Raw genomic sequence first — 20,280 nt, 5'->3', positions numbered from 1 at the left:
CAGCCGTGTACCCTTGGCCAGCGAGTCGGGATCGACATCCAGACCCATTGCCGATTTCACGGCGGCATTCACCGCATCCGCGTCGATTGCGCCACCCACCGGAGCGGCGCGGCGCAACCCGGCGGGGCGCGTCAGCGGGCGCAGAGACCGCCGCACACCGGGCAAGGCGGCAAGCTCCGGGTCGGGCAATTGTGCGGCCAGATCGGCCGGGTCGATGGCGGGTTCGTCCTCGGGCATGGTCAGCGCGGCCAGTTGCACACCCGGTTCCAGCTCGGCAGAGGCCGCGACATCACCCGACAATTCCGAAACCAGCGTCTCCACCGCGTCCTGCCGCAACTCGGCGGCCTCCTGATTTGTTATTGTCTCTTCAACCTTCAGAACCGCCGGGGTCGGTTTCAACGTGCCCATCGGCGCGTCCTCGTCGCTCAGCGAGACCGGGCGCGGGGCAAGGATCAGCCGGTCGGCCGGCGGCGCGGCCGTGCCGGCCGCCGCCACGGCGTTCACCGCCAGACCTTGATGATCGGCCGGCGTTCCACCGGGGTTTTCGGGCTGCACGCGCATCGGACCTTCGACCGCACGCACCACCGGCACGCCGGACACGTCCCGCATCACCAGCTTGTAGCCCCAGACTGTCACCCCGGCCACCAGCGCCAGGGACGCCGCGGCGCCAAGAATATTCACGATGCGGCCAAAGCCCGGGACACCGGCCGATGCCCCGTCGAAATCCGGCATGTCGCCGGGGTGCTCGTACCCGTCTTCAGCGGTGAATTGATTCGAGTAATGCATATGCTCGGGGCCTGTCTGCCCCGAGAAATCGTAACGTGCCATATCCGCCTCACTGCCCGAAATGCGCCTGAAATCGCGGCGCGCGGGTCATTTCTTGCCTACCTCGTACCGGCGGTTCGGGCGGTGTTGGTTACCGCATCTCCTGCGCCGGCGTGACCCCAAGAATACCCAAGCCCGCTGAAATCACAACAGAAACGGCCCGGGCCAGTGCTATTTTTGACTGGCTTGTGGCCACATCACCATCCTGCAGGAACCGCAGCGTGGGCTCGTCGTTGCCACGGTTCCACAAGGCGTGGAAATCCCCTGCAAGTTCATACAGATAGAAGGCGATGCGGTGCGGCTCGTTGGTGCGGGCCGCGATCTCGACCAGGCGTGGCCATTCGGCCAGCTTCTTGGCCACGGTCAGTTCGGCCGGGTGATCCAGCGCCGCCAGGTCTGCCCCGCGCAGGGTTTCGTCGGTGGCGTCGATGCCCGCCTCGGCGGCGCGGCGCAGCACGCTCATCACCCGGGCATGGGCATATTGAACATAGAACACAGGGTTCTCGCGGCTCTGTTCCAGCACCTTGTCGAAATCGAAATCCAGCGGCGCGTCGTTCTTGCGGGTCAGCATCACGAAGCGCGTCACGTCGGGGCCGACCTGATCGACCACGTCGCGCAGGGTGACGAAGTTGCCGGCCCGTTTCGACATCTTGAACGGTTCGCCGTTCTTCCACAGCTTGACCAGCTGGGTCAGCTTGATGTCCAGCGGCACCTTGCCGTCCGACAATGCTGAAACGGCGGCCTTCATTCGCTTGACATAGCCGCCATGGTCCGCCCCGAACACGTCGATCAGCGCGTCGAACCCGCGGGTCACCTTGTCATAGTGATAGGCGATGTCGGGGGCGAAATAGGTCCAGCTGCCGTCGGATTTCTTGACCGGGCGATCCACGTCATCGCCATGCGCGGTCGAGCGGAACAGGGTCTGCTCACGCGGCTCCCAGTCCTCGGGTTTCTTGCCCTTGGGCGGCTCGAGCACGCCCTCATAGATCAGGCCCTTTTCGTTCAGCGCCTCCAGCGCGGCCTCGATCTTGCCGGTGCCATAGAGCGATTTTTCCGAGAAGAACACGTCCATCTCGACGCCCAGCGCCTTCAGATCGGCGCGGATCAGATCCATCATCGCATCGGTGGCGAATTCACGCACCTCGGCCAGCCACTCGCTTTCGGGCTTGTCCAACAGGCTGTCACCATATTTCTCCTTCAGCGCCTCGCCGATCGGGATCAGATAGTCGCCGGGATACAGGCCCTCGGCGATTTCCGGGCTCAGGCCGTTGGCCTCGCGGTACCGCTCGAACGCAGACCGGGCCAGAACATCGACCTGCGCGCCGCCATCGTTGATGTAATATTCGCGGGTCACGTCATGGCCGGAATACGCCAACAGGCTGGCCAGCGCGTCGCCGAACACCGCGCCGCGGGTATGACCCACATGCAGCGGCCCGGTGGGGTTGGCCGAGACGTATTCGACGTTCACCTTCAGCCCCTGCCCCATGGTCGAGCGGCCATAGTCGGTGCCCTTTTCCAGCACCGCGCCCAGAACGCCCTGCCAGACCGACGGCGCCAGACGCAGGTTCAGAAAGCCGGGGCCGGCGACCTCGGCGCTGGTGATCCGCTCATCCTCGGCCAGCTTCGCGGCCAGCGTCTCGGCGATGTCGCGGGGCTTCATCTTCGCCGGTTTCGCCAGCACCATCGCCGCGTTCGTGGCCATGTCGCCATGCGCCGCGTCGCGCGGCGGCTCGACCGCCACGTTGTCAAAGCTCAGCCCCTCGGGCAGAGCGCCTTCGATTTGCATCTGGGTCAACGCGTCCAGAACAAGGTCGCGGATATCAGAGAACAGGTTCATTTCGGATGTCCTTTTGCTTGCCCGGCGGTTTATCACGCAAGGCGGCAAGGTCAATGCGGGCGTTGGCCAAGGACGCGGGCGCCTAACGCTCCAGCGGTGTTTTCCCAGTCAGGCGTGCGTGATCCTGCAGCGCGAACCGGTCGGTCATCCCCGAGATATAGTCCGACACGATCCGGGCCAGTTCGGTTTCGTCCGCTGCGGCCTCGATATCGTCATGCCAGTGCCGGGGCATCTGCCGGGGATCGTTCAAGTAGATCGGGAACAGCTCCTCGACCACGCGACTGACCCGGGCGCGCACCTCCATGACGCTGGGCGCACGATACATGCGGGTGAACAGAAAAGCCCGTATCTCGCGCAACTGCGCCCATAGACCCTCCGAGAACCGGATGACCGGATGGCCCAGGTGGCGGATATCCTCGACCGATTGCGCCCCTGAAGCGGCCAGAATGGCGCGGGACGTGTCGATGACATCGGACACCATCACGCCGAACACGCGCCGCAAGGCCTCGTGCCGCCGGCGATAGGGATCAAGGCCGGGGTACTTGCGATCCACATCCGCGTAGCATTCACCGATGATGGGCAATTGCGTGATCTCGTCGTCGGTGAACAGCCCGGCGCGCAATCCGTCCAACAGGTCGTGGTTGTTATAGGCGATGTCATCGGACAACGCCGCCACCTGCGCCTCGGCGCTGGCATGGGTGTGCAGTTCCAGATCGAAGGCGTCATTGCATTCGGCCAGCGCCCAGGGCAGATCGCCGGTGACCGGACCATTGTGCTTGGCGATCCCCTCAAGGCATTCCCATGTCAGGTTGCAACCGTCGAATTCGGCATAGTGGCGTTCGAGCCTCGTCACGATCCGGATGGCCTGGGCGTTATGATCGAACCCGCCGTAAGGTGCCATCAGCGCGTGCAGCGCGTCCTCGCCGGTATGCCCAAACGGAGTGTGACCCAGATCATGCGCCAGCGCGACGGCCTCGGTCAGTTCTTGGTTCAGGCCCAAAGCGCCCGCGATTGTGCGGGCGACCTGCGCCACCTCGATGGAATGAGTCAGCCGGGTGCGGTAGTTGTCGCCCTCGTGCTCAACAAAGACCTGCGTCTTGTGCTTGAGCCGCCGAAAGGCGCTGGCGTGAATGATCCGGTCCCTGTCCCGCTGAAAGCAGGACCGAAAGCTGCTCTCCTCCTCTGGCACCAACCGCCCCCGTGCGCGGCTGGGGTCCGAGGCAAAACCTGCTCGCTCCAATCGTCTTGTCCTTGTCGCCCGTCGTCGGGTTTTCTATATTGTACGATGGTCAAGAAAGAAACCTTTGGAGTCCGGCATGAATCTGCCCCCCACGGTCACGGAACGCGCGTTTGAGCGGTTGGCTGAAATCGGCGCGGCCGACAATGGCAAGGCGCTGCGCATCGCTGTGGAAGGCGGTGGCTGCTCCGGCTTCCAATACGAAATCGCGCTGGACGAGCCCAAAGAGGACGACCTGGTGCTTGAGGGCAAAGGTCAGAAGGTCGTCGTGGACGCAATTTCCCTGCCCTTCCTTGAAAACGCCACCATCGACTTCACCGAAGAGTTGATCGGCGCGCGTTTCGTTATCGACAACCCCAACGCCACCTCATCCTGCGGCTGCGGCACGTCTTTTTCGATGTAGTGCATCGCGGGGGCTTTGCCCCACACCCCCAGGATATTTTTAGCCAGATGAAGGCGGAGGTCGGTCCTCCGATCCCAAAGCCGGAGGGCTTCACCTGGCGCGGTCATCGGCGTCCCCGCCTGTACCGCCCCTTCTTTCTCCGACAATCTGGTTAACACACCGTTACTTCATCTGGCCCCAAATATCCCGGAGCGCGAGGCAGAGCCTCGCATTCCCGGCTAACTGCTTGCCGTTGGGGTGGTTCTGCGCGATAGGTGGCCGTGGTTTAACCGGAGGGCTCGCATGAAAATTGCCTCGTTCAACATCAACGGCATCAAGGCCCGCGCCGACGCCCTGCTGCGCTGGCTGGACGACGCACAGCCCGACGTCGCCGTGTTGCAGGAAATAAAATCCGTCGACGAGAATTTTCCGCGAGAGATCTTCGAGGAGCGCGGCTACAACGTCGAAACCCACGGTCAAAAAAGCTTCAACGGGGTCGCGATCCTGTCAAAACTTCCGTTGGAGGATGTCACCCGCGGATTGCCAGGCGATGATGGCGACGATCAGGCTCGCTGGATCGAAGCGACCGTCGTGGGCAAGAAAGCTCTGCGGGTCTGCGGGTTGTACCTTCCTAACGGGAACCCCGCACCCGGGCCAAAGTTCGACTACAAATTGGCATGGATGGATCGGCTGCATCAACGTGCACTCGAATTGCTGAAGGCCGAGGAACCCGCCCTGATGGCAGGCGACTATAACGTCATTCCGCAGGCCGAAGACGCCAAGCGCCCGGATGCCTGGCGCGAGGACGCGTTGTTTCGTCCCGAAAGCCGCGCCGCCTTTCGAAAAATACTGAACCTCGGGTTCACGGACGCGTTCCGCGCCCGAACCCAAGGTCCCGGACACTATACGTTCTGGGACTATCAGGCCGGCGCCTGGAACCGGAATGACGGGATCCGTATCGACCATTTCCTGCTGACCCCGCAGGCCGCGGACCTGTTGCAGGATTGCCGGATCGACGCCGAGGTACGCGGGCACGAAAAGCCTTCGGATCACGTTCCGATCTGGGTCGATCTGGATTTTTGACCCGTCATGCCGTCGGATCGTAATCGTAGATCCAATCATATCGCCGCGTCAGCCTGCGACCGATCAGCGACAAAGCCATCTGCGCCGCGATACGCGTCGGACCTTTCAGGTGGAAGTTTCGTGCGTTACTTGCGGCGGCAGCGACCACCGCGCGGGCGCGGGGGCGGCGCCTGGCTTCATAGGCTGCGAGTGCGCGTTGGACACCTGACTGGTCATCGAATGCGCGCCTGAGGACCCACGCGTCCTCGAGCGCGAGGCATGCGCCCTGGGCCATGAACGGCAAAGACGGATGGGCCGCGTCACCTAACAGGGCCACGCGCCCGTTCTGCCATTTCTGTGCCACCGGACGCAGGAACAGCGCCCAGATGTTCACCTTGTCGATGCGGGCAAGGATTTCCCCCGTGACCCCGCCGAAATCGGCGAAGCGCGCATGCAGGTCGCCGACATCGCCTTCCAGCTTCCAGCCTTCCTCGGTCCAGTCCGAACGCTCCTCGATCGCGACGATGTTCATCTGCGATTGATCCCGCAGCGGATAGGTCACCACGTGACGGCCCGGCCCCATGGTCAAAGTGGCCATGGGGGTCGCCGTGCGGTCGGCCCAGGGAATTGTCGCGCGCCACGCGACCTGATGCGTGAACCGGGGCGCCTCGGTTCCATTCAGAACCGGGCGGACATGGCTGCGCCCACCGTCCGCCGCGATGACGCATTCGGCCCGGAGGCGTGTCCCGTCGCGCAACGAGATCTCGGCGTCGGAGGGGTGTTTGCGCACATGCGTGACCCGCGCGTTCAGACGCAGATCCACCCCTGTCCGCAAGGCCGCGTCGCGCAACAGGTCCAGCAGGTCTGCACGATGATAGTAATACGTCGCCCCGGCCGCAGGCGGCGGCACCCGGCTGATGACGCGCCCGCGCCGATAGTCGCGCAACACGGTTCCGTGCGAGATCTGCGCGGCCTCGGGCGGAGAGCCCGCCACACCCAGCGCGCGCAGCACCGCCATCCCGTTGGCACTGATCTGCAACCCGGCACCCACCTCGGCCAGCTCGGGCGCCTGTTCCAGCACAGTCACCTGTGCGCCGCGCTGTTGCAGCGCCACGGCGGCCGCAAGGCCACCGATCCCTCCGCCCACCACCACAAACTTCAAGCCGTCGATCTTCATGCAGCTGGCATAACGCAAAAACGCCGGAACCACAGGCCCCGGCGTTCGAATTCGTCAGAACGTTCCAGCGATCAATCGTCGCGGTGCACCTTCTCGCGACGCTCGTGCCGCTCTTGCGCCTCGAGCGTCATGGTCGCGATCGGACGGGCATCCAGCCGCTTGAGCGAAATCGGGTCGCCTGTGACCTCGCAATAGCCGTACTCGCCTTCGTCGATACGACGCAGCGCAGCATCGATCTTGGCCACCAGCTTGCGCTGACGGTCGCGGGTCCGCAATTCCAGCGCGCGGTCCGTCTCTTCGCTGGCGCGGTCGGCGACATCGGGAATGTTGCGGGTATTGCCCTGCAGCCCTTCGATGGTGTCGCGGCTGCCCGCCAAAAGTTCGTGTTTCCAATTCAGCAGCTTGCGACGGAAATACTCAAGCTGTCGTTCATTCATGAAAGGCTCATCTTCGGCCGGACGGTAGTCTTCCGGCAGAAAAACTTCCTGCTTCATATCTGCTCCCTTGGCATGGCCGGAAACGTCTTTTGCGGTTGTATCGCCTGACATTCGGCACCCCCTTCTGCGCAGCGTTTATCCCACGCGGCCAGGAATGTCACTATGCAAACGCCAGCCCGGCACGCCACTGATGAAATTGGTACAAGCATGAGACTTAACGTATGAAAACGACTTTTTTCGTGAAACGGATCCGGCCATTTTGCGGCAGGTTCAACGCCGGATCGAACCGGGTGATCCGAATCAACCAGGGGCGGTTCGATTGGCCGGGCCCAAACCGCGACGCTGCGACCCGGGTTGTAAAAGATCACCCCTGCCGGTAACCCGGTGCCCGAGTTCTTTGCCGGCGCGCTGCGCGACAATCATCACGAGGGCCACATGACCACACGTTTCGAAGGCACCGCAGACTATGTTGCCACCGACGATCTGACCATCGCGGTGAACGCCGCCGTGACGCTGGAACGACCGCTTCTGGTCAAGGGTGAGCCCGGAACTGGCAAGACCGAACTGGCCAAGCAGGTAGCCTCGGCGCTGGGACTGACGATGATCGAGTGGAACATCAAATCCACCACCCGCGCGCAGCAGGGCCTGTACGAATACGATGCCGTCAGTCGCCTACGCGACAGCCAGTTGGGCGACGAGCGCGTGAACGACGTCCGCAACTACATCAAGAAGGGCAAGCTGTGGCAGGCCTTCGAGGCCGAAGAAAAGGTCGTGCTGCTGATCGACGAGATCGACAAGGCCGATATCGAGTTCCCCAACGACCTGCTGCAGGAACTCGACAAGATGGAGTTTCATGTCTACGAGACCGGCGAAACCATCCGGGCCAAAAACCGCCCCATCGTGATCATCACCTCGAACAACGAAAAGGAACTGCCCGACGCCTTCTTGCGCCGCTGTTTCTTCCACTATATCCGCTTCCCCGACGAGGCCACGATGCGCCGCATCGTCGAGGTGCACCACCCGGGCATCAAAGAAGCGCTGCTGACCACCGCACTGACCCAGTTCTACGAAATCCGCGAGACGCAGGGGCTGAAGAAAAAGCCCTCGACCTCCGAGGTGCTGGACTGGCTCAAGCTTTTGCTGGCCGAGGATCTGGACGCCGAGGACCTGAAGCGCGACGGGGTCAATGCCCTGCCCAAGCTGCACGGCGCCCTGCTGAAGAACGAACAGGACGTGCACCTGTTCGAACGGCTGGCCTTCATGGCGCGCGCCAAGCGCTGAAGCGCGCCGGTCGTTGACCATTCCGTGATCGCGGCTTGCCTTGGGGCGCACCTGATGCCAGCATCGGCGCGCGCCCTTCCGCGGCCACCAATCGAGCAACCAGACCGCAAAGGCCACCAATGTGACCCAGCCGTGCATTCGCCCTCTGACCGCCCAGGACCGGCCGGAATGGACCGCTCTGTGGCGCGCCTATCTGGCCTTCTACGAAACCGAGCTGCCGCAAGCGGTCTATGACAGCACTTTCTCGCGCCTGCTGAGTGATGACCCCCGTGACTTTTCCTGCCTTGTGGCCGAGCGCGACGGGCAGTTGGTGGGGCTGACCCATTTCCTGTTTCATCGCCACGCCTGGAAGACCGAGGATGTCTGCTACCTGCAGGACCTTTACGCCGATCCGCAGGTGCGCGGCACCGGCGTCGGACGCGCCCTGATCGAGGCCGTCTATGCCGAGGCCGATCGCCGGGGCGCGCCCTCGGTCTATTGGTTGACGCAAGAGTTCAACCACGCTGCGCGCCGGTTGTATGACAGGGTCGGGCAACTGACCCCGTTCATCAAATATCAGCGTCCATGACAAGGCTGGCGGCCTTCGTTCTGGCTTTGATGCTGGCTGGCTGCAGTACGATCGAAACGATCGAACTGCCCGCTGAGGTCAAATCGACCGAAAGCACCCTGCCCCCGGCCAGATCCTTCGGCGCGCCGCGCCCGGTTCCGCCCATGCGCGCGAACGCCAACATCGCCGCCGATTTTCTCGACCTGTTCTTCTTTCTGGAAAGCGGCACCCCGTTGCCCGTGTTCACCCGGTTCGAAACTCCGATCACGCTGCGCCTGACGGGCACGCCGGCCCCGACCATGCAGGCCGATCTGAGCCGGGTGCTGACGCGTTTGCGCACCGAGGCCGGGATCGACATCCGGCAGGTCCAGGACGGGCCGGCCAACATCACCATCCAGGCCGTCCCCCAGCGCCAGATCCAGCGCGTTCTGCCGCAGGCGGCCTGTTTCGTCGTACCCAACGCCCAAAGCCTAGAGGAATACCGCCGCGACAGGCGCAAACCCAAAAGCAGCTGGTCGGCCCTGCGCAGCCGCGAGCGGCTAGGCATTTTCGTTCCCAACGATGTCAGCCCCCAGGAAATCCGCGATTGCCTGAACGAAGAACTGGCGCAGGCGCTGGGTCCGTTGAACGACATGTACCGCCTGCCGGATTCGGTGTTCAACGACGACAATTTCCACACCACCCTGACCGGGTTCGACATGCTGATCCTTCGGGCCGCCTATGCGCCCGAGCTGCGCACCGGCATGACGCGGGATGAGGTCGCGCAAGTGATCCCCGGCGTGATCGCGCGCCTCAATCCGCGCGGCGCACGTCTGCCCGCCCAAGCGGTATCGGCCACGCCGCGCGCCTGGATCGACGCGGTGCAGATCGCGGTGGGCAACGGCGCGCCCTCGCCCCGGCGGCTGCGCGCGCTGGACCGGGCGATGCGGATCGGCCAGCAGCAAGGCTGGACCGACCACCGACGCGCCTATCCGCACTATCTCATGGGCCGGATGATCCAGTATGACAACCCCGAAGGCGCACAGCGCGAATATGCGATTGCCATGCAATTCCTGCGCAATACGCCCGGAACCGAAGTGCATCAGGCCCATGTCATCGCCCAGATTGCAGCCTATGCGCTCGGACGGGACCAGGGGCCGGACATGCTGCCGCAACTGGACACGGCCATAGAAACGGCGCGACGGGCCGAAAACGCCGCGTTGCTTGCAACCCTGCTGCTGCTGAAATCCGAAGCGCTGGATCAGGCCGCTCGCCCCGAGACGGCACGCACCGTCAGGCTGGACAGTCTGGGGTGGGCGCGCTACGCCTTCGGTTCGGAATTGGTGGTGCGCGCGCTGGTGCAGAACATCGCGCTGCGCAACCCGTGACACAGCAAACGGATGGCAAGCGAATGGGACTGGTTTGGGGCATGGCGATCGTAGGAGCGATTCTGGGCGCGCTGACGGCACGCAGGCGCAAGGGCAGCGGGGCCGACATCGCCCAATACGCCGCCGGATACGGCATCGCCTTCGCCCTTTTGGGGCTGGTGGCGTCGTTGATCCTGGTTCGGATGGTGGGCTGACCGGATGTTCATTCCCTTTTTCGAAAACCTCAGAAAAGCCGGCATCCCCGTCTCGTTGCGGGAATACCTGACCTTTCTGGAGGGGATGAAAAAGGGGCTGGCCACCTACGACATCGAGGCGTTCTACTACCTCGCCCGTGTCTCGATGGTGAAGGACGAGCGTAACATCGACAAGTTCGACCGCGCCTTCGCCGCCAGCTTCGAGGGGCTGTCCGAGATCACCATGGATCAGGTGCTTGAGGCTGTGGACATCCCGGCCGAGTGGCTGGCCAAGATGGCCGAGAAGCACCTGTCAGACGAGGAAAAGGCCGAGATCGAAGCGCTTGGCGGATTCGACAAGCTGATGGAGACGCTGCGCGAGCGGCTGAAAGATCAGCAAGGCCGCCATCAGGGCGGCAACAAGTGGATCGGCACCGCGGGCACGTCGCCCTTCGGGGCCTATGGCTACAACCCCGAAGGTGTGCGCATCGGTCAGAAGGAAAGCCGCCACCAGCGCGCGGTCAAGGTCTGGGACAAGCGCGAGTTCCGCAATCTGGACGACACGGTCGAGCTGGGCACCCGCAACATCAAGGTCGCGCTGAAACGCCTGCGCCGCTGGGCCCGCGAGGGCGCCGCCGAAGAGCTGGACCTCGACGGCACCATCCGCGCCACGGCCGAGCACGGATACCTGGACGTCAAGACCCGGCCCGAACGGCACAATGCGGTGAAAGTGCTGCTGTTCCTCGATGTGGGAGGCTCGATGGATCCGCATGTCAAGGTGGTCGAGGAATTGTTTTCGGCCGCGCGGGCCGAGTTCAAACACCTGGAATATTTCTATTTCCACAACTGCCTGTACGAAGGCGTCTGGCGCGACAATCGACGCCGGTGGGATGCGCAGACCCCCACGCATGAGGTGCTGCGGACGTATGGCCCCGACTACAAATGCATCTTCGTTGGTGACGCTTCGATGTCGCCCTACGAGATCGCCTATCCCGGCGGTGCCAACGAGCACTGGAACGCAGAGGCCGGTCAGGTCTGGCTGCAGCGCGCGCGCGAGCAGTGGACGTCGAACCTGTGGATCAATCCGGTGCCCGAGAAATACTGGGAGTACACCCATTCGATCGGCATGATCCGCGAGATCTTCGAAGACCGGATGGTGCCGATGACGCTGGCCGGGCTGGAGCGCGGAATGCGCGAGCTGACGCGGTAGCGACAGCCCGGCTTTGGTCCTATCCGGCGATTGCCTGAATTCCCAGGAACAGCAGCCCCGACAGCAGGGCCGCCGCAGGCACCGTGATCACCCAGGCCGCGATGATCGTCAGGAAGTGCGACCGGCGTACCAGCTTGCGGCGGCGGCGCTCTTCGGGGGCAAGCACCGGGCGTTCCGGCACGGCACCGCGCGCCTTGATCAGGCGCCGCTCGGCGTCCCATTCCCGGAAGAACCCGACGCCAAATACCGCGCCAACGGCGATGTGGGTCGAACTGACCGGCAGGCCAAGCCAGCTGGCTACGATCACGGTGATCGCCGCCGACAGCGCCACGCAATAGGCCCGCATCGGGTTCAGCTTGGTGATCTGGCTGCCGACCACCCGGATCAGCTTGGGCCCGAACAGGAACAGGCCGAACGAGATACCAAAGGCGCCGATGATCATGACCCAGGGCGGAATGTTCACCGCATGGGTGAAATCACCCACCGCCGAGGCCTGAACGATCGCGGCCAGAGGCCCGACGGCGTTGGCCACGTCATTGGCCCCATGCGCAAAGCTGAGCAGCGCCGCCGAAATGATCAACGGAATACCGAACAGGATCTTGAGCGATTTGTTGCGGTTCTCCAGCCCCTCGGCCTGACGACGAATGACCGGAATCGTCACCAACCAGATCAGCACGCCACTGACCAGGCCGATCACCAGGGCCGTCTGCAGGTTGATCTTGAACAGATGTTTGAGGCCTTTCAGCGCAAGGTACGAGGCAAACGCCCCGGCCATGATGCCGACCAGAACCGGAACCCATTTGCGCGCTGCGGCGATCTTGTCGTCCTGATAGATGACCCGGGTTTTGATGAACCACAGGAAAGCAGCAGCAATGACACCGCCCAGAACCGGCGAGATGACCCAGCTTGCAGCGATCTGGCTCATCTTGCCCCAGCTGACGGCACCGAACCCCGCCGCTGCGATCCCTGCCCCCATGACGCCCCCCACGACCGAATGCGTGGTCGAGACCGGAGCGCCTATCCAGGTGGCAAGGTTGATCCAAAGCGCGGCAGACAGCAGCGCGGCCATCATGGCCCAAATGAAGACAGTTGCCGTTCCCATGCTTTCGGTATTGATGATGCCCTTGGCGATGGTCGAGACCACGTCTCCACCCGCGATCAGGGCGCCGGCGCTTTCGAAAATTGCAGCAATCGCGATGGCGCCGCCCATGGTCAGGGTGTTCGCGCCCACCGCCGGAGCCATATTGTTGGCCACATCGTTCGCCCCGATGTTCAGTGCCATGTAAGCGCCGAACATGGCCGCGATCACGACGATCATCGTGTTGCTGGCCTGTCCGAACAACAAAGCAGCCGTGATCCCGGCGATTACGATGAACACGAAGGCGATGCCCGACCCGACGACCGGCCGCCCGACTTGCGCCGCTGCGACCTCGAGGCGGGAAAACCGGCGCAGGTCACGATCCAGCGTTTCAAGGTGCCGGGCTTCTAAATCATTGTTGGCCATTTGTCCCTCTTGCATAGCGCGCGCTCGCACAGCGTGCGCTGTGCCCTAGAAGGCTTTTGCCTTCATTTCAACCTTTGAAATATGGAATTTGCGATCTGACATCGCGCGATTTCCGACTCATGAACTACCCCAAGTCGCCCATGTTGCCCGAAAGTGATGAGGAACGACTTGCCCCCGCATCCCGATCCGCCCATATCTGAGATATGTTGCGTCTGACCCCAATTCTGCTGGCGATCGCCTATGCCATTGTGATGTATCGGATTTCCGTCTGGCGCACCCATCGCGAGCTGGATGCGAAGTCGACCGAACTGGCCGATCCTGAATTGAAACGCATGACCGACCGCTTGGCCGCCGCCTTGGATGTGGCGCGCGTGCCGGTCTATATCTACGAAATCGACCCGGTGAACGGACTGGCCGCGCCGGACGGGCGCATCTTCATAACCCGTGGGTTCTATCGCAAGTTCCGTAACGGCGAGGTCTCGGCCGAGGAGATGGCCAGCGTCATCGCGCACGAGCTGGGGCATGTGGCGCTGGGCCATGCCCGGCGGCGGATGATCGATTTTTCCGGTCAGAACGCGATGCGGGCGGCGCTGATGATGCTTCTCAACCGGTTCATTCCCTTCATCGGCGCGTGGATCGCAAATGCGCTGACCGCGCTGCTGGCCTCGCGCCTGTCGCGGGCGGACGAGTATGAGGCGGACGAATACGCAGCCGCCTTGCTGACCAAGGCCGGAATCGGGATCGGGCCACAGAAATCCCTGTTTCACAAGCTTGAGGATCTGACACAGCAACGGGCGGGCGTGGTTCCGGCCTGGCTGATGAGCCACCCCAAAACGGACGAGCGGATTGCCGCGCTGGAGGCCCTTGAGCAACGTTGGGAGCGTGGCTGAGGGTCAGGATGCGAGAGGCCAGCCTCTCGCGCTCTCCGGGATATTTCGGGCCAGATGAAGCGGTCAGGCCGCCAGAGCCTTGCCGAGGCGCGGCAGCCGGGCCTTTTTCATCAATGCGCGCAGAGTCCATCTGTCGCCCGACAGGCGGTTGGCTTCGGTCAGAACCGATTGAGCCACCTGTTCGACGCCGATCGGATCATTCTGCCAGATTCCGTGAAGGAAGCTGTCGGGGTCGATGCGGGCAAGGCCCTCTTCGGCCAGGATATGTCTTGGAAAGTCCTTGGCATTGACGGTGATGATCGTGTCGGCCGAAGCGGCGACCGCGGTGGCCAGCACATGCGTGTCGGCCGGATCGGGAAGCCAGAGGCGCTGTTCGAGGCCGGGCGCGTCGGGGCGTTCGGCCTGCGGCCAATGTGCCTGCACCAACGCGATTTCGGCCCGGGCCTGTGCCTCGCCCTCGGGGCCAAGTTTGCGGGCGGCGCGGGCCCATTCCTCGAGGATGCGAGCCGACCAGAGCGGGGTGAAGTGGCCCCGCGCCGCCACGCCCAGCAGCATCTCGCGCATCACCGTCGGGTAGATGACGCAGGTGTCGAGAACCGCCTTCACAGCCGGTAGAACACGGATTTCAGATAGCCACTCTCGGCCAGTTGCGGCAGTTGTGGATGGTCGGGTCCGGCAAAGCCGGTGTGGATCATCTGCGCCTGACGCCCGGCCCGGCCTATACCGCGGGCGCAGGCCTCGCGGAAGCGGGTCAGGTCTGCTGCGTGCGAGCAGGAACACAGGCCCAGATACCCCCCCGGTTTGACAAGCGGTGCGGCCAGGCGGGCGATCCGCTCATAGGCCCGCAGCCCGGCATCCAGCGCCTGTTTCGACGGCGCAAAGGCTGGCGGATCGCAGATGACCACGTCGAACTGCGCACCGTCCTCGCCCAGTTGGGTCAGGACGTCAAAGGCATCGCCCTGTCGGGTTTCAAAGCGGTCGCCAAAGCCCGAGGCGACGGCGCCCTGCTCGGCCAGAGTCAGCGCGGCGGCCGAGCCATCGACCGACAGCGCGTGGTCGGCGCCACCGGCCAGCATGGCCAGGCCAAAACCGCCCACGTGGCTGAACACGTCCAGCACATGCGCACCGGGGCCCGCCAAGCGGGCGGCAAAGGCGTGGTTGGGGCGCTGGTCGTAAAACAGGCCGGTTTTCTGGCCCCCGGTCAGGTCGGCCATGTAGATCGCGCCATTCATCGGAACGGGCAGTGGTGCATCGGGCGCGGTGCCGCGCAGGGTCTGGTTCACGTCATCCAGACCTTCCAGCCCGCGGGTGCGGCCCGCGGCGTTCTTGAGCACGGTCGTCACCCCTGTCACCGCGACCAGCGCGTCGGTCAGAAGGTCCAGATGCGCCTCTGCCCACGCGGCATTGGGCTGGATCACGCAGGCGTCGCCGAACCGGTCAATGATGACACCGGGAAAACCGTCGGCCTCGGCATGGACCAGCCGGTAGAACGGCGCATCAAACAGGCGTTCGCGCAGGTCGAGCGCCCGGCGCAGGCGGGTTTCGAACCACCCGGCATCCAGCTGCGCCGACAGGTCGCGATCCAGCACCCGGCACATGATCTTGGAGTTCGGATTGACTGCCACCAGCGCGATCGGGGCGCGTTTGTCATCCTCAAGCACGGCCAGCGCACCGGGCGCGATCTTGCGGGTGCGCCGGTCGGAAACGATGTCATTGGCATAGACCCAGGGAAAGCCGTGGCGCAGACCGCGCGCGTTGGCTTTGGGTTTCAAACGGATTCTGGGGCGGTCGGGCGGGGTGGATTGCGTCATGGCGCCCTCATAGTCGCGATTGCGCGGGCAGGAAAGCCCCGATTGGGTCACCGTGGCCGGGCACGCCAACCGCCGCGCCGGCGCGGGGCCTGCGCGGTATCCAGCCCTTCGCGCAAGACCTGTGTCATGGGATGATCGGCATCGCGCGCGGCATAGAAAGCGTGCAACTCGGTCAGCGCCTGCTTCTGGTCGCGCCCGTCCGGCAGGCTGAGCGCCCAGTCCAGAAAGATGCTGCGGCATTCGGGCAAGGCGATGCCCTCGATGCGATAGGCCTCGCGGATCAGGCCCTTAGGGTCGTTGGGGTCGTCACTGCGCGGCATCGCGTCCCTCCTCGATCACCGCGCTTATGATGGCGGCGGCGGCAGCATAGTTTTCCTGCAATGCGGCCTGCAACTGTTCGACCTGCTCGAACCCGGTGGCCCGGCACAGAAAGGCCGTGCCCCCCTGCCCGATCTTGTCGGCCTCGATCACCTTGCCCGACAGCAGCCGCGCGGCGCATTGCACCTGCCAGAATAGGTCATAGGCCTCGCACAAGACCTGCGCCTGAACGACCTCAAGCAGCCCCGCAGCGACGGCGCCCTGCAGGCCCGAGGCCACATCGCGTTCCGCCGAGCCCGCCAGCAAGGCCCCGGCCTCGGCCATCAGTTCGATGTCCAGCAGGCGGCCGGGCCCATTCTTAACGTCCCAGATCCCGGCGGGAGATTTGGCTGCCGCCAAACGCGCACGCATTTCCGAGACTTCGCGCAGGACATGTCCCGCGTCCCGCGGGCGCGCGATGAAGTCGGAGCGGAAGGCCTCGATGTCGCGGGCCAGCCCGGGCTCGCCCGCGACCACGCGGGCGCGGGTCAGGGCCAGATGTTCCCACACCCAGGCTTCCTTCTGCTGGTAATGGGTGAAGCTGGCCCAGCTTGTCGCCACCGGCCCCTGATTTCCCGAGGGGCGCAGGCGCATGTCGACTTCGTACAGACGTCCCTGCGACATGGGCGCGGACAGCGCGGTGATCAGCGCCTGGGTGAAACGCGCGTAGTAGGTGCGCGTGGCCAGGGACCGCGGGCCATCCGACATCTCCTCGCCCTGCGGGTCATAGATCACGATCATGTCCAGGTCGGATTGCGAGTTGATCCGGCCCGCCCCCAGCGACCCCATGCCCAGTACCGCCGCGCCCCTGCCCGGCGCCGGCCCGTGCTTTCGCGCGAACTGATGCTCGACACAAGGCAGGATCGCGGCGATCACGGCCTGGGCCAGCTCGGCATATTGCCGACCGGCCTCAAGCCCGTCGATCAGGCCGCGCAGGTGATGCACGCCGATGCGGAAATGCCATTCCTTGCACCAGCGTCGTGCCAGGTCCAGCTGGGTTTCATAGTCGGTCTCGGCGGACAGGGCCGCAGCCAGTTCCTGCCGGAGCGCGGCCTGACCGGGCCACTCGGCAAAGAAGCTGCCGCCGATCACCGCGTCGAACACCTGCGCATTGCGCGACAGGTGCGACGCAAGCGCGTGCGAGGTGCCGACGATATCGACCAGAAGGTCGGTCAGATGCGGGTTGGCTTCGAACAGGGAAAACAGCTGAACACCGGCGGGCAAGCCGGCCAGAAACCCATCCAGCGCCAGCAGCGCCTCGTCGGGGCGGGCGGTCTTGGCCAGCCGTGCCAGCAGTTCGGGCTTGAGCCGCTCGAAAATGCGCGCGCCCCTTTGCGAGCGCAGCGCGGGATAGGTTGTCCACCGGGCCAGAACGCCGGCGTCGAACGCGACCGGGGGCGCTGCGGTCGGCGCGGGGCCGGCGCCGGGCGCGAAAAAGCCCTCGGTCAGCTCGTGCACCTCGCTCAGGCGGCGGGTCAGATCGGCCGTCAGCTCGGCGCTGGTGGTGCCCATCAGGCAGGCGATGCGCTCGATCCCGTCGGGCGATTGCGGCACCTTGTGGGTCTGCGCATCATGCACCATCTGGATGCGGTGTTCGACCTCGCGATGGGCGCGGTAGTGGTCGGTCAGCTTGTCGGCCGCGTCCTGCGGTACCCAGCCCTTTGCCGCCAGCGCCGCCAGTCCCGGAACCGTGCCGCACACCCGCAGATCGGGGTCACGGCCCCCGGCGATCAACTGCCGGGTCTGTGTAAAGAACTCGATTTCGCGAATGCCGCCCTGCCCCAGCTTCATGTCATGGCCGGGGATCGTCAGAGCCCCCCCGGTGCCCTTGTTCTCGCGGATGCGCAGGCGCATGTCGTGGGCGTCCTGGATGGCTGCGAAATCCAGATGGCGGCGCCAGACAAAGGGCCGCAGGGTCTCCAGAAACCGCTGCCCGGCGGCGATGTCACCGGCGCATGGGCGGGCTTTGATATAGGCTGCACGCTCCCATGTACGGCCCAGGCTTTCGTAATACCGCTCGGCCGCCTCGGTCGCCATGCAGACGGGGGTGACCGCGGGATCGGGGCGCAGGCGCAGATCGGTGCGGAACACGTAACCATCGGCCGTCTTGTCGCTGAGTGTGGCGCAGAAATTGCGCGTCGCCCGCACCATGCCCTGTCGCGCCTCATAGAAATCGTCGGGATCGTACCGGGTTTCGTCAAACAGCACGATCAGGTCGATATCCGAGCTGTAGTTCAACTCGTGCGCGCCCATCTTGCCCATCGCCAGGATCACCATCCCGGCGGCGGTCTCGACGTCGTCTTCGGTCATGCCGGGCAGTTTCTTGCGCCGGATCAGCGCCGCGATCTCGGCCTTGGCCGCGATGTCCACGGCAAGCGCCGCAAAGTCGGTCAACGCGCCGGTGACCTGTTCCAACGGCCATGCGCCCGACAGATCGGCCAGCGCGGTCAGCAACGCGACGCGGCGCTTGGCCAGCCGCAAACCGGGCTTCAACTGGTCGGGCGGCAAGGCACGGGCCTTGGACATGACGCGTTCCATCGCCTGCTGCGGGTCCCGCAAGGCCTGCGCCAGCCAGTCGCCTTCGCGCTGGATCAGACCGTTCAGATAGGGGCTGCTGCCAGCGGCGCCCAGGATCAACTCGGACTGTTCAGACGTCAGATCGGGCACGGCAGCAACGGCTTCGCGCCCCAGATCGGCGTCATAGGCGCGCGGAACACGGGTGATGGACAGGGCTTCGCTCATGCGCGCAAGTTGCACATTGCCGTCCGCCAAGGTCAATGGGGCAAAGCGGCCCTGCGGGGAAGATCCGCACGGACGCACAAAAATGTAAATCTTTTTCACATTGATCCCTTGCAACCCGGCCGCACGCCCCCATCTACATCAATGTGAAAGCGTTTTACATCAACCCAGGAGAGCCCACATGACCGCATTGTCCGAATCCGCCGTCCCCCGCAACCCGGGATGGCTGCACCGCACCGAAACCTGGCTGGACGACAAAGGCAAAGGCGCCTGGATCGCCGCCATGGTCCTTGGTTTCATCTTCTTCTGGCCCGTCGGGCTGGCCCTTCTCGCCTACATGATCTGGAGCAAACGTATGTTCAGCAAATCCTGCAGCCGCCGCCATTCGTGGCACAGCCACATGAGCGCGATGAAGCCCTCGGGCAACAGCGCGTTCGATGCCTACAAGGCCGATACCCTGGCCCGGCTAGAGCGCGAGCAGCAGGACTTTGAAGCCTTCCTGCGCCGCCTGCGCGAGGCCAAGGACAAGGCCGAGTTCGACCAGTTCATGGACGAGCGCGCCCGCGCCAACGATGCGGACGACAAAGGCGAAACCGCCTGATGGACACTGGCCCTGCCCCGGTTTAGGGACAGGGCGCCCCAACGGATATTCGGAACCTGCAATGACCCACCTGCCTGATCCCGACCGCCAGCCAGAATTCTATCAATCGGTGGCGATCAAACGTTTCTTCGCCTGGCTGTTCGACATCGCCTTCATCTCGCTGCTATGCACGGTCGCCATTCTGCTGACCTTTGGCATGGGGCTTTTCGTGCTTGCGCTGATCTACGCAGTGGTCAGCTTTGTCTACCGGGTGGTCACCATCGCCAACGGCTCTGCCACGCTGGGCATGCGATTCATGGGAATCGAGCTGCGCGACGCCTTCGGCGAACGGATGGACACCGGCAAGGCCGTGGCCCACACTGCGGGGTATTTCGTCAGCATGGCCTTCCCGATCCTGCAGATCATCTCGGTCATCATGATGCTGACCAGCGCCCGCAACCAGGGCCTGACCGATGCCTTCCTAGGCACCGTCATGCTGAACCAGCGCGCCTGAACCCAACCGTTTCAGGGACTTGGCGACCCGGATTTGCGTTGCTATCATCATCCCCGAGGAAACACGGGGCCTTCATGCGACACACGCTGCCGATTGCGCCGCAGTTCTATGTGACTGCACCACAACCCTGCCCCTATCTCGAGGGCAGGGTTGAGCGGAAGCTGTTCACCGCGCTTCAGGGTGAAGGTGCCGATCATCTGAACAACGCCTTGTCGCAACAGGGATTCAGGCGCTCGCAGAACGTACTGTACCGGCCATCCTGCGCCGATTGCGCCGCCTGCCTTTCGGCGCGGATCGACGTGTCGGTGTTCCACCCGAGCAAAAGCCAGAAACGCGCGGCGCGACGCAAC

20 protein-coding genes and 1 pseudogene are annotated in these 20,280 nt (G+C 64.2%); 11 read left to right on the top strand and 10 right to left on the bottom strand.

Annotation, left to right across the window (positions count from 1 at the left end; translation table 11 throughout):
* From AC2FM3_RS16380 to AC2FM3_RS16370, 3 genes are all read right to left on the bottom strand, one after another.
* Window positions 1-828 (bottom strand): SPOR domain-containing protein (locus tag AC2FM3_RS16380; protein WP_496683933.1); only part of this gene is annotated, 828 nt, incomplete at its 3' end.
* 88 nt (window positions 829-916) lie between these two features.
* Complete coding sequence (gene argS, locus AC2FM3_RS16375; RefSeq protein ID WP_496683931.1) at window positions 917-2,662, bottom strand: arginine--tRNA ligase; 1,746 nt, start codon at window positions 2,660-2,662, stop codon at window positions 917-919.
* Between the two features lie 82 nt (window positions 2,663-2,744).
* Entirely contained in the window at window positions 2,745-3,902 is a 1,158-nt protein-coding gene (locus AC2FM3_RS16370; RefSeq protein ID WP_496683929.1) for a deoxyguanosinetriphosphate triphosphohydrolase, read from the bottom strand.
* 76 nt (window positions 3,903-3,978) lie between these two features.
* Between AC2FM3_RS16370 and AC2FM3_RS16365 the strand changes: the two genes are divergently transcribed.
* Both AC2FM3_RS16365 and xth read left to right on the top strand, forming a co-directional pair.
* Window positions 3,979-4,302, top strand: a complete 324-nt coding sequence (locus AC2FM3_RS16365; RefSeq protein ID WP_490360192.1) for an iron-sulfur cluster assembly accessory protein — start codon at window positions 3,979-3,981, stop codon at window positions 4,300-4,302.
* A 282-nt stretch (window positions 4,303-4,584) separates the two neighbouring features.
* Window positions 4,585-5,364, top strand: coding sequence for an exodeoxyribonuclease III (gene xth, locus AC2FM3_RS16360; RefSeq protein ID WP_496683926.1), 780 nt, complete (start codon window positions 4,585-4,587; stop codon window positions 5,362-5,364).
* A 4-nt stretch (window positions 5,365-5,368) separates the two neighbouring features.
* On the opposite strand, the gene AC2FM3_RS16355 is transcribed toward xth, so the two are convergent.
* Together AC2FM3_RS16355 and dksA are read right to left on the bottom strand one after the other, a co-directional pair.
* The gene (locus AC2FM3_RS16355; protein ID WP_496683925.1) at window positions 5,369-6,520 is read right to left on the bottom strand and encodes an FAD-dependent oxidoreductase; all 1,152 of its coding nucleotides are present in this window, start codon (window positions 6,518-6,520) and stop codon (window positions 5,369-5,371) included.
* 71 nt (window positions 6,521-6,591) lie between these two features.
* The gene (dksA, locus tag AC2FM3_RS16350) at window positions 6,592-7,014 is read right to left on the bottom strand and encodes an RNA polymerase-binding protein DksA (RefSeq protein WP_496683923.1); all 423 of its coding nucleotides are present in this window, start codon (window positions 7,012-7,014) and stop codon (window positions 6,592-6,594) included.
* Window positions 7,015-7,392: 378 nt separating this feature from the next.
* On the opposite strand from dksA, the gene AC2FM3_RS16345 reads away from it, so the two are divergent.
* The 5 genes from AC2FM3_RS16345 (at window position 7,393) to AC2FM3_RS16325 (ending at window position 11,535) form a co-directional block, all read left to right on the top strand.
* The gene (locus tag AC2FM3_RS16345) at window positions 7,393-8,238 is read left to right on the top strand and encodes an AAA family ATPase (RefSeq protein ID WP_496683935.1); all 846 of its coding nucleotides are present in this window, start codon (window positions 7,393-7,395) and stop codon (window positions 8,236-8,238) included.
* A 121-nt stretch (window positions 8,239-8,359) separates the two neighbouring features.
* Entirely contained in the window at window positions 8,360-8,806 is a 447-nt protein-coding gene (locus tag AC2FM3_RS16340; RefSeq protein ID WP_496683920.1) for a GNAT family N-acetyltransferase, read from the top strand.
* Window positions 8,803-10,152: a DUF2927 domain-containing protein gene (locus tag AC2FM3_RS16335; protein WP_496683917.1), complete on the top strand. Its 1,350-nt coding sequence runs from the start codon at window positions 8,803-8,805 to the stop codon at window positions 10,150-10,152. Before AC2FM3_RS16340 ends, AC2FM3_RS16335 begins: the two co-directional genes overlap by 4 nt.
* A 23-nt stretch (window positions 10,153-10,175) precedes the next feature.
* Window positions 10,176-10,346: a hypothetical protein gene (locus AC2FM3_RS16330; RefSeq protein WP_496683914.1), complete on the top strand. Its 171-nt coding sequence runs from the start codon at window positions 10,176-10,178 to the stop codon at window positions 10,344-10,346.
* 4 nt (window positions 10,347-10,350) lie between these two features.
* Window positions 10,351-11,535 (top strand): vWA domain-containing protein, encoded by a 1,185-nt coding sequence (locus AC2FM3_RS16325; protein WP_496683910.1) that lies wholly within the window; start codon window positions 10,351-10,353, stop codon window positions 11,533-11,535.
* Window positions 11,536-11,554: 19 nt separating this feature from the next.
* On the opposite strand, the gene AC2FM3_RS16320 is transcribed toward AC2FM3_RS16325, so the two are convergent.
* Complete coding sequence (locus tag AC2FM3_RS16320) at window positions 11,555-13,039, bottom strand: inorganic phosphate transporter (protein WP_496683907.1); 1,485 nt, start codon at window positions 13,037-13,039, stop codon at window positions 11,555-11,557.
* 203 nt (window positions 13,040-13,242) lie between these two features.
* On the opposite strand from AC2FM3_RS16320, the gene AC2FM3_RS16315 reads away from it, so the two are divergent.
* Window positions 13,243-13,929, top strand: coding sequence for a M48 family metallopeptidase (locus tag AC2FM3_RS16315; RefSeq protein WP_093962334.1), 687 nt, complete (start codon window positions 13,243-13,245; stop codon window positions 13,927-13,929).
* Window positions 13,930-13,992: 63 nt separating this feature from the next.
* Here the strand turns inward: AC2FM3_RS16315 and AC2FM3_RS16310 are convergent, their stop codons facing one another.
* From AC2FM3_RS16310 to glnE, 4 genes are read right to left on the bottom strand one after another with little or no spacing between them, the layout of a single operon-like run.
* Complete coding sequence (locus tag AC2FM3_RS16310; RefSeq protein WP_496683904.1) at window positions 13,993-14,535, bottom strand: RSP_2648 family PIN domain-containing protein; 543 nt, start codon at window positions 14,533-14,535, stop codon at window positions 13,993-13,995.
* Complete coding sequence (locus AC2FM3_RS16305) at window positions 14,532-15,740, bottom strand: RSP_2647 family RNA methyltransferase (RefSeq protein WP_496683902.1); 1,209 nt, start codon at window positions 15,738-15,740, stop codon at window positions 14,532-14,534. The genes AC2FM3_RS16310 and AC2FM3_RS16305 overlap by 4 nt, the downstream gene beginning before the upstream one ends.
* Before the next feature lie 47 nt (window positions 15,741-15,787).
* Window positions 15,788-16,060, bottom strand: coding sequence for a hypothetical protein (locus AC2FM3_RS16300; RefSeq protein ID WP_496683899.1), 273 nt, complete (start codon window positions 16,058-16,060; stop codon window positions 15,788-15,790).
* The gene (gene glnE / locus AC2FM3_RS16295) at window positions 16,047-18,839 is read right to left on the bottom strand and encodes a bifunctional [glutamate--ammonia ligase]-adenylyl-L-tyrosine phosphorylase/[glutamate--ammonia-ligase] adenylyltransferase (protein WP_496683896.1); all 2,793 of its coding nucleotides are present in this window, start codon (window positions 18,837-18,839) and stop codon (window positions 16,047-16,049) included. Before glnE ends, AC2FM3_RS16300 begins: the two co-directional genes overlap by 14 nt.
* Window positions 18,840-19,017: 178 nt before the next feature.
* Between glnE and AC2FM3_RS16290 the strand changes: the two genes are divergently transcribed.
* The 3 genes and pseudogenes from AC2FM3_RS16290 to AC2FM3_RS16280 all read left to right on the top strand — a co-directional run.
* Window positions 19,018-19,437: a DUF2852 domain-containing protein gene (locus AC2FM3_RS16290; RefSeq protein WP_496683893.1), complete on the top strand. Its 420-nt coding sequence runs from the start codon at window positions 19,018-19,020 to the stop codon at window positions 19,435-19,437.
* 61 nt (window positions 19,438-19,498) lie between these two features.
* Window positions 19,499-19,930 carry an RDD family protein gene (locus AC2FM3_RS16285; protein ID WP_496683890.1) on the top strand — a complete coding sequence of 144 codons (432 nt, stop codon included), beginning with the start codon at window positions 19,499-19,501 and terminating at the stop codon, window positions 19,928-19,930.
* Between the two features lie 74 nt (window positions 19,931-20,004).
* Window positions 20,005-20,280 (top strand): annotated as a pseudogene (locus AC2FM3_RS16280) (arginyltransferase); the annotation flags it as partial.

Source organism: Ruegeria sp. BHSB172, assembly GCF_059613165.1.
Note: the sequence above shows the minus strand (reverse complement) of the source record. Positions and strands in the feature narration are given on the sequence as shown.

What these genes read in the sequence shown, in the direction of transcription:
- dksA (WP_496683923.1), bottom strand. Translation starts at nt 7,014, where the DNA reads ATGAAGCAGGAAGTTTTTCTGCCGGAAGACTACCGTCCGGCCGAAGAT.
- AC2FM3_RS16315 (WP_093962334.1), top strand. Translation starts at nt 13,243, where the DNA reads ATGTTGCGTCTGACCCCAATTCTGCTGGCGATCGCCTATGCCATTGTG.
- AC2FM3_RS16325 (WP_496683910.1), top strand. Translation starts at nt 10,351, where the DNA reads ATGTTCATTCCCTTTTTCGAAAACCTCAGAAAAGCCGGCATCCCCGTC.
- AC2FM3_RS16290 (WP_496683893.1), top strand. Translation starts at nt 19,018, where the DNA reads ATGACCGCATTGTCCGAATCCGCCGTCCCCCGCAACCCGGGATGGCTG.
- glnE (WP_496683896.1), bottom strand. Translation starts at nt 18,839, where the DNA reads ATGAGCGAAGCCCTGTCCATCACCCGTGTTCCGCGCGCCTATGACGCC.
- AC2FM3_RS16320 (WP_496683907.1), bottom strand. Translation starts at nt 13,039, where the DNA reads ATGGCCAACAATGATTTAGAAGCCCGGCACCTTGAAACGCTGGATCGT.
- AC2FM3_RS16345 (WP_496683935.1), top strand. Translation starts at nt 7,393, where the DNA reads ATGACCACACGTTTCGAAGGCACCGCAGACTATGTTGCCACCGACGAT.
- AC2FM3_RS16285 (WP_496683890.1), top strand. Translation starts at nt 19,499, where the DNA reads ATGACCCACCTGCCTGATCCCGACCGCCAGCCAGAATTCTATCAATCG.
- argS (WP_496683931.1), bottom strand. Translation starts at nt 2,662, where the DNA reads ATGAACCTGTTCTCTGATATCCGCGACCTTGTTCTGGACGCGTTGACC.
- AC2FM3_RS16305 (WP_496683902.1), bottom strand. Translation starts at nt 15,740, where the DNA reads ATGACGCAATCCACCCCGCCCGACCGCCCCAGAATCCGTTTGAAACCC.
- xth (WP_496683926.1), top strand. Translation starts at nt 4,585, where the DNA reads ATGAAAATTGCCTCGTTCAACATCAACGGCATCAAGGCCCGCGCCGAC.
- AC2FM3_RS16365 (WP_490360192.1), top strand. Translation starts at nt 3,979, where the DNA reads ATGAATCTGCCCCCCACGGTCACGGAACGCGCGTTTGAGCGGTTGGCT.
- AC2FM3_RS16300 (WP_496683899.1), bottom strand. Translation starts at nt 16,060, where the DNA reads ATGCCGCGCAGTGACGACCCCAACGACCCTAAGGGCCTGATCCGCGAG.
- AC2FM3_RS16335 (WP_496683917.1), top strand. Translation starts at nt 8,803, where the DNA reads ATGACAAGGCTGGCGGCCTTCGTTCTGGCTTTGATGCTGGCTGGCTGC.
- AC2FM3_RS16330 (WP_496683914.1), top strand. Translation starts at nt 10,176, where the DNA reads ATGGGACTGGTTTGGGGCATGGCGATCGTAGGAGCGATTCTGGGCGCG.
- AC2FM3_RS16355 (WP_496683925.1), bottom strand. Translation starts at nt 6,520, where the DNA reads ATGAAGATCGACGGCTTGAAGTTTGTGGTGGTGGGCGGAGGGATCGGT.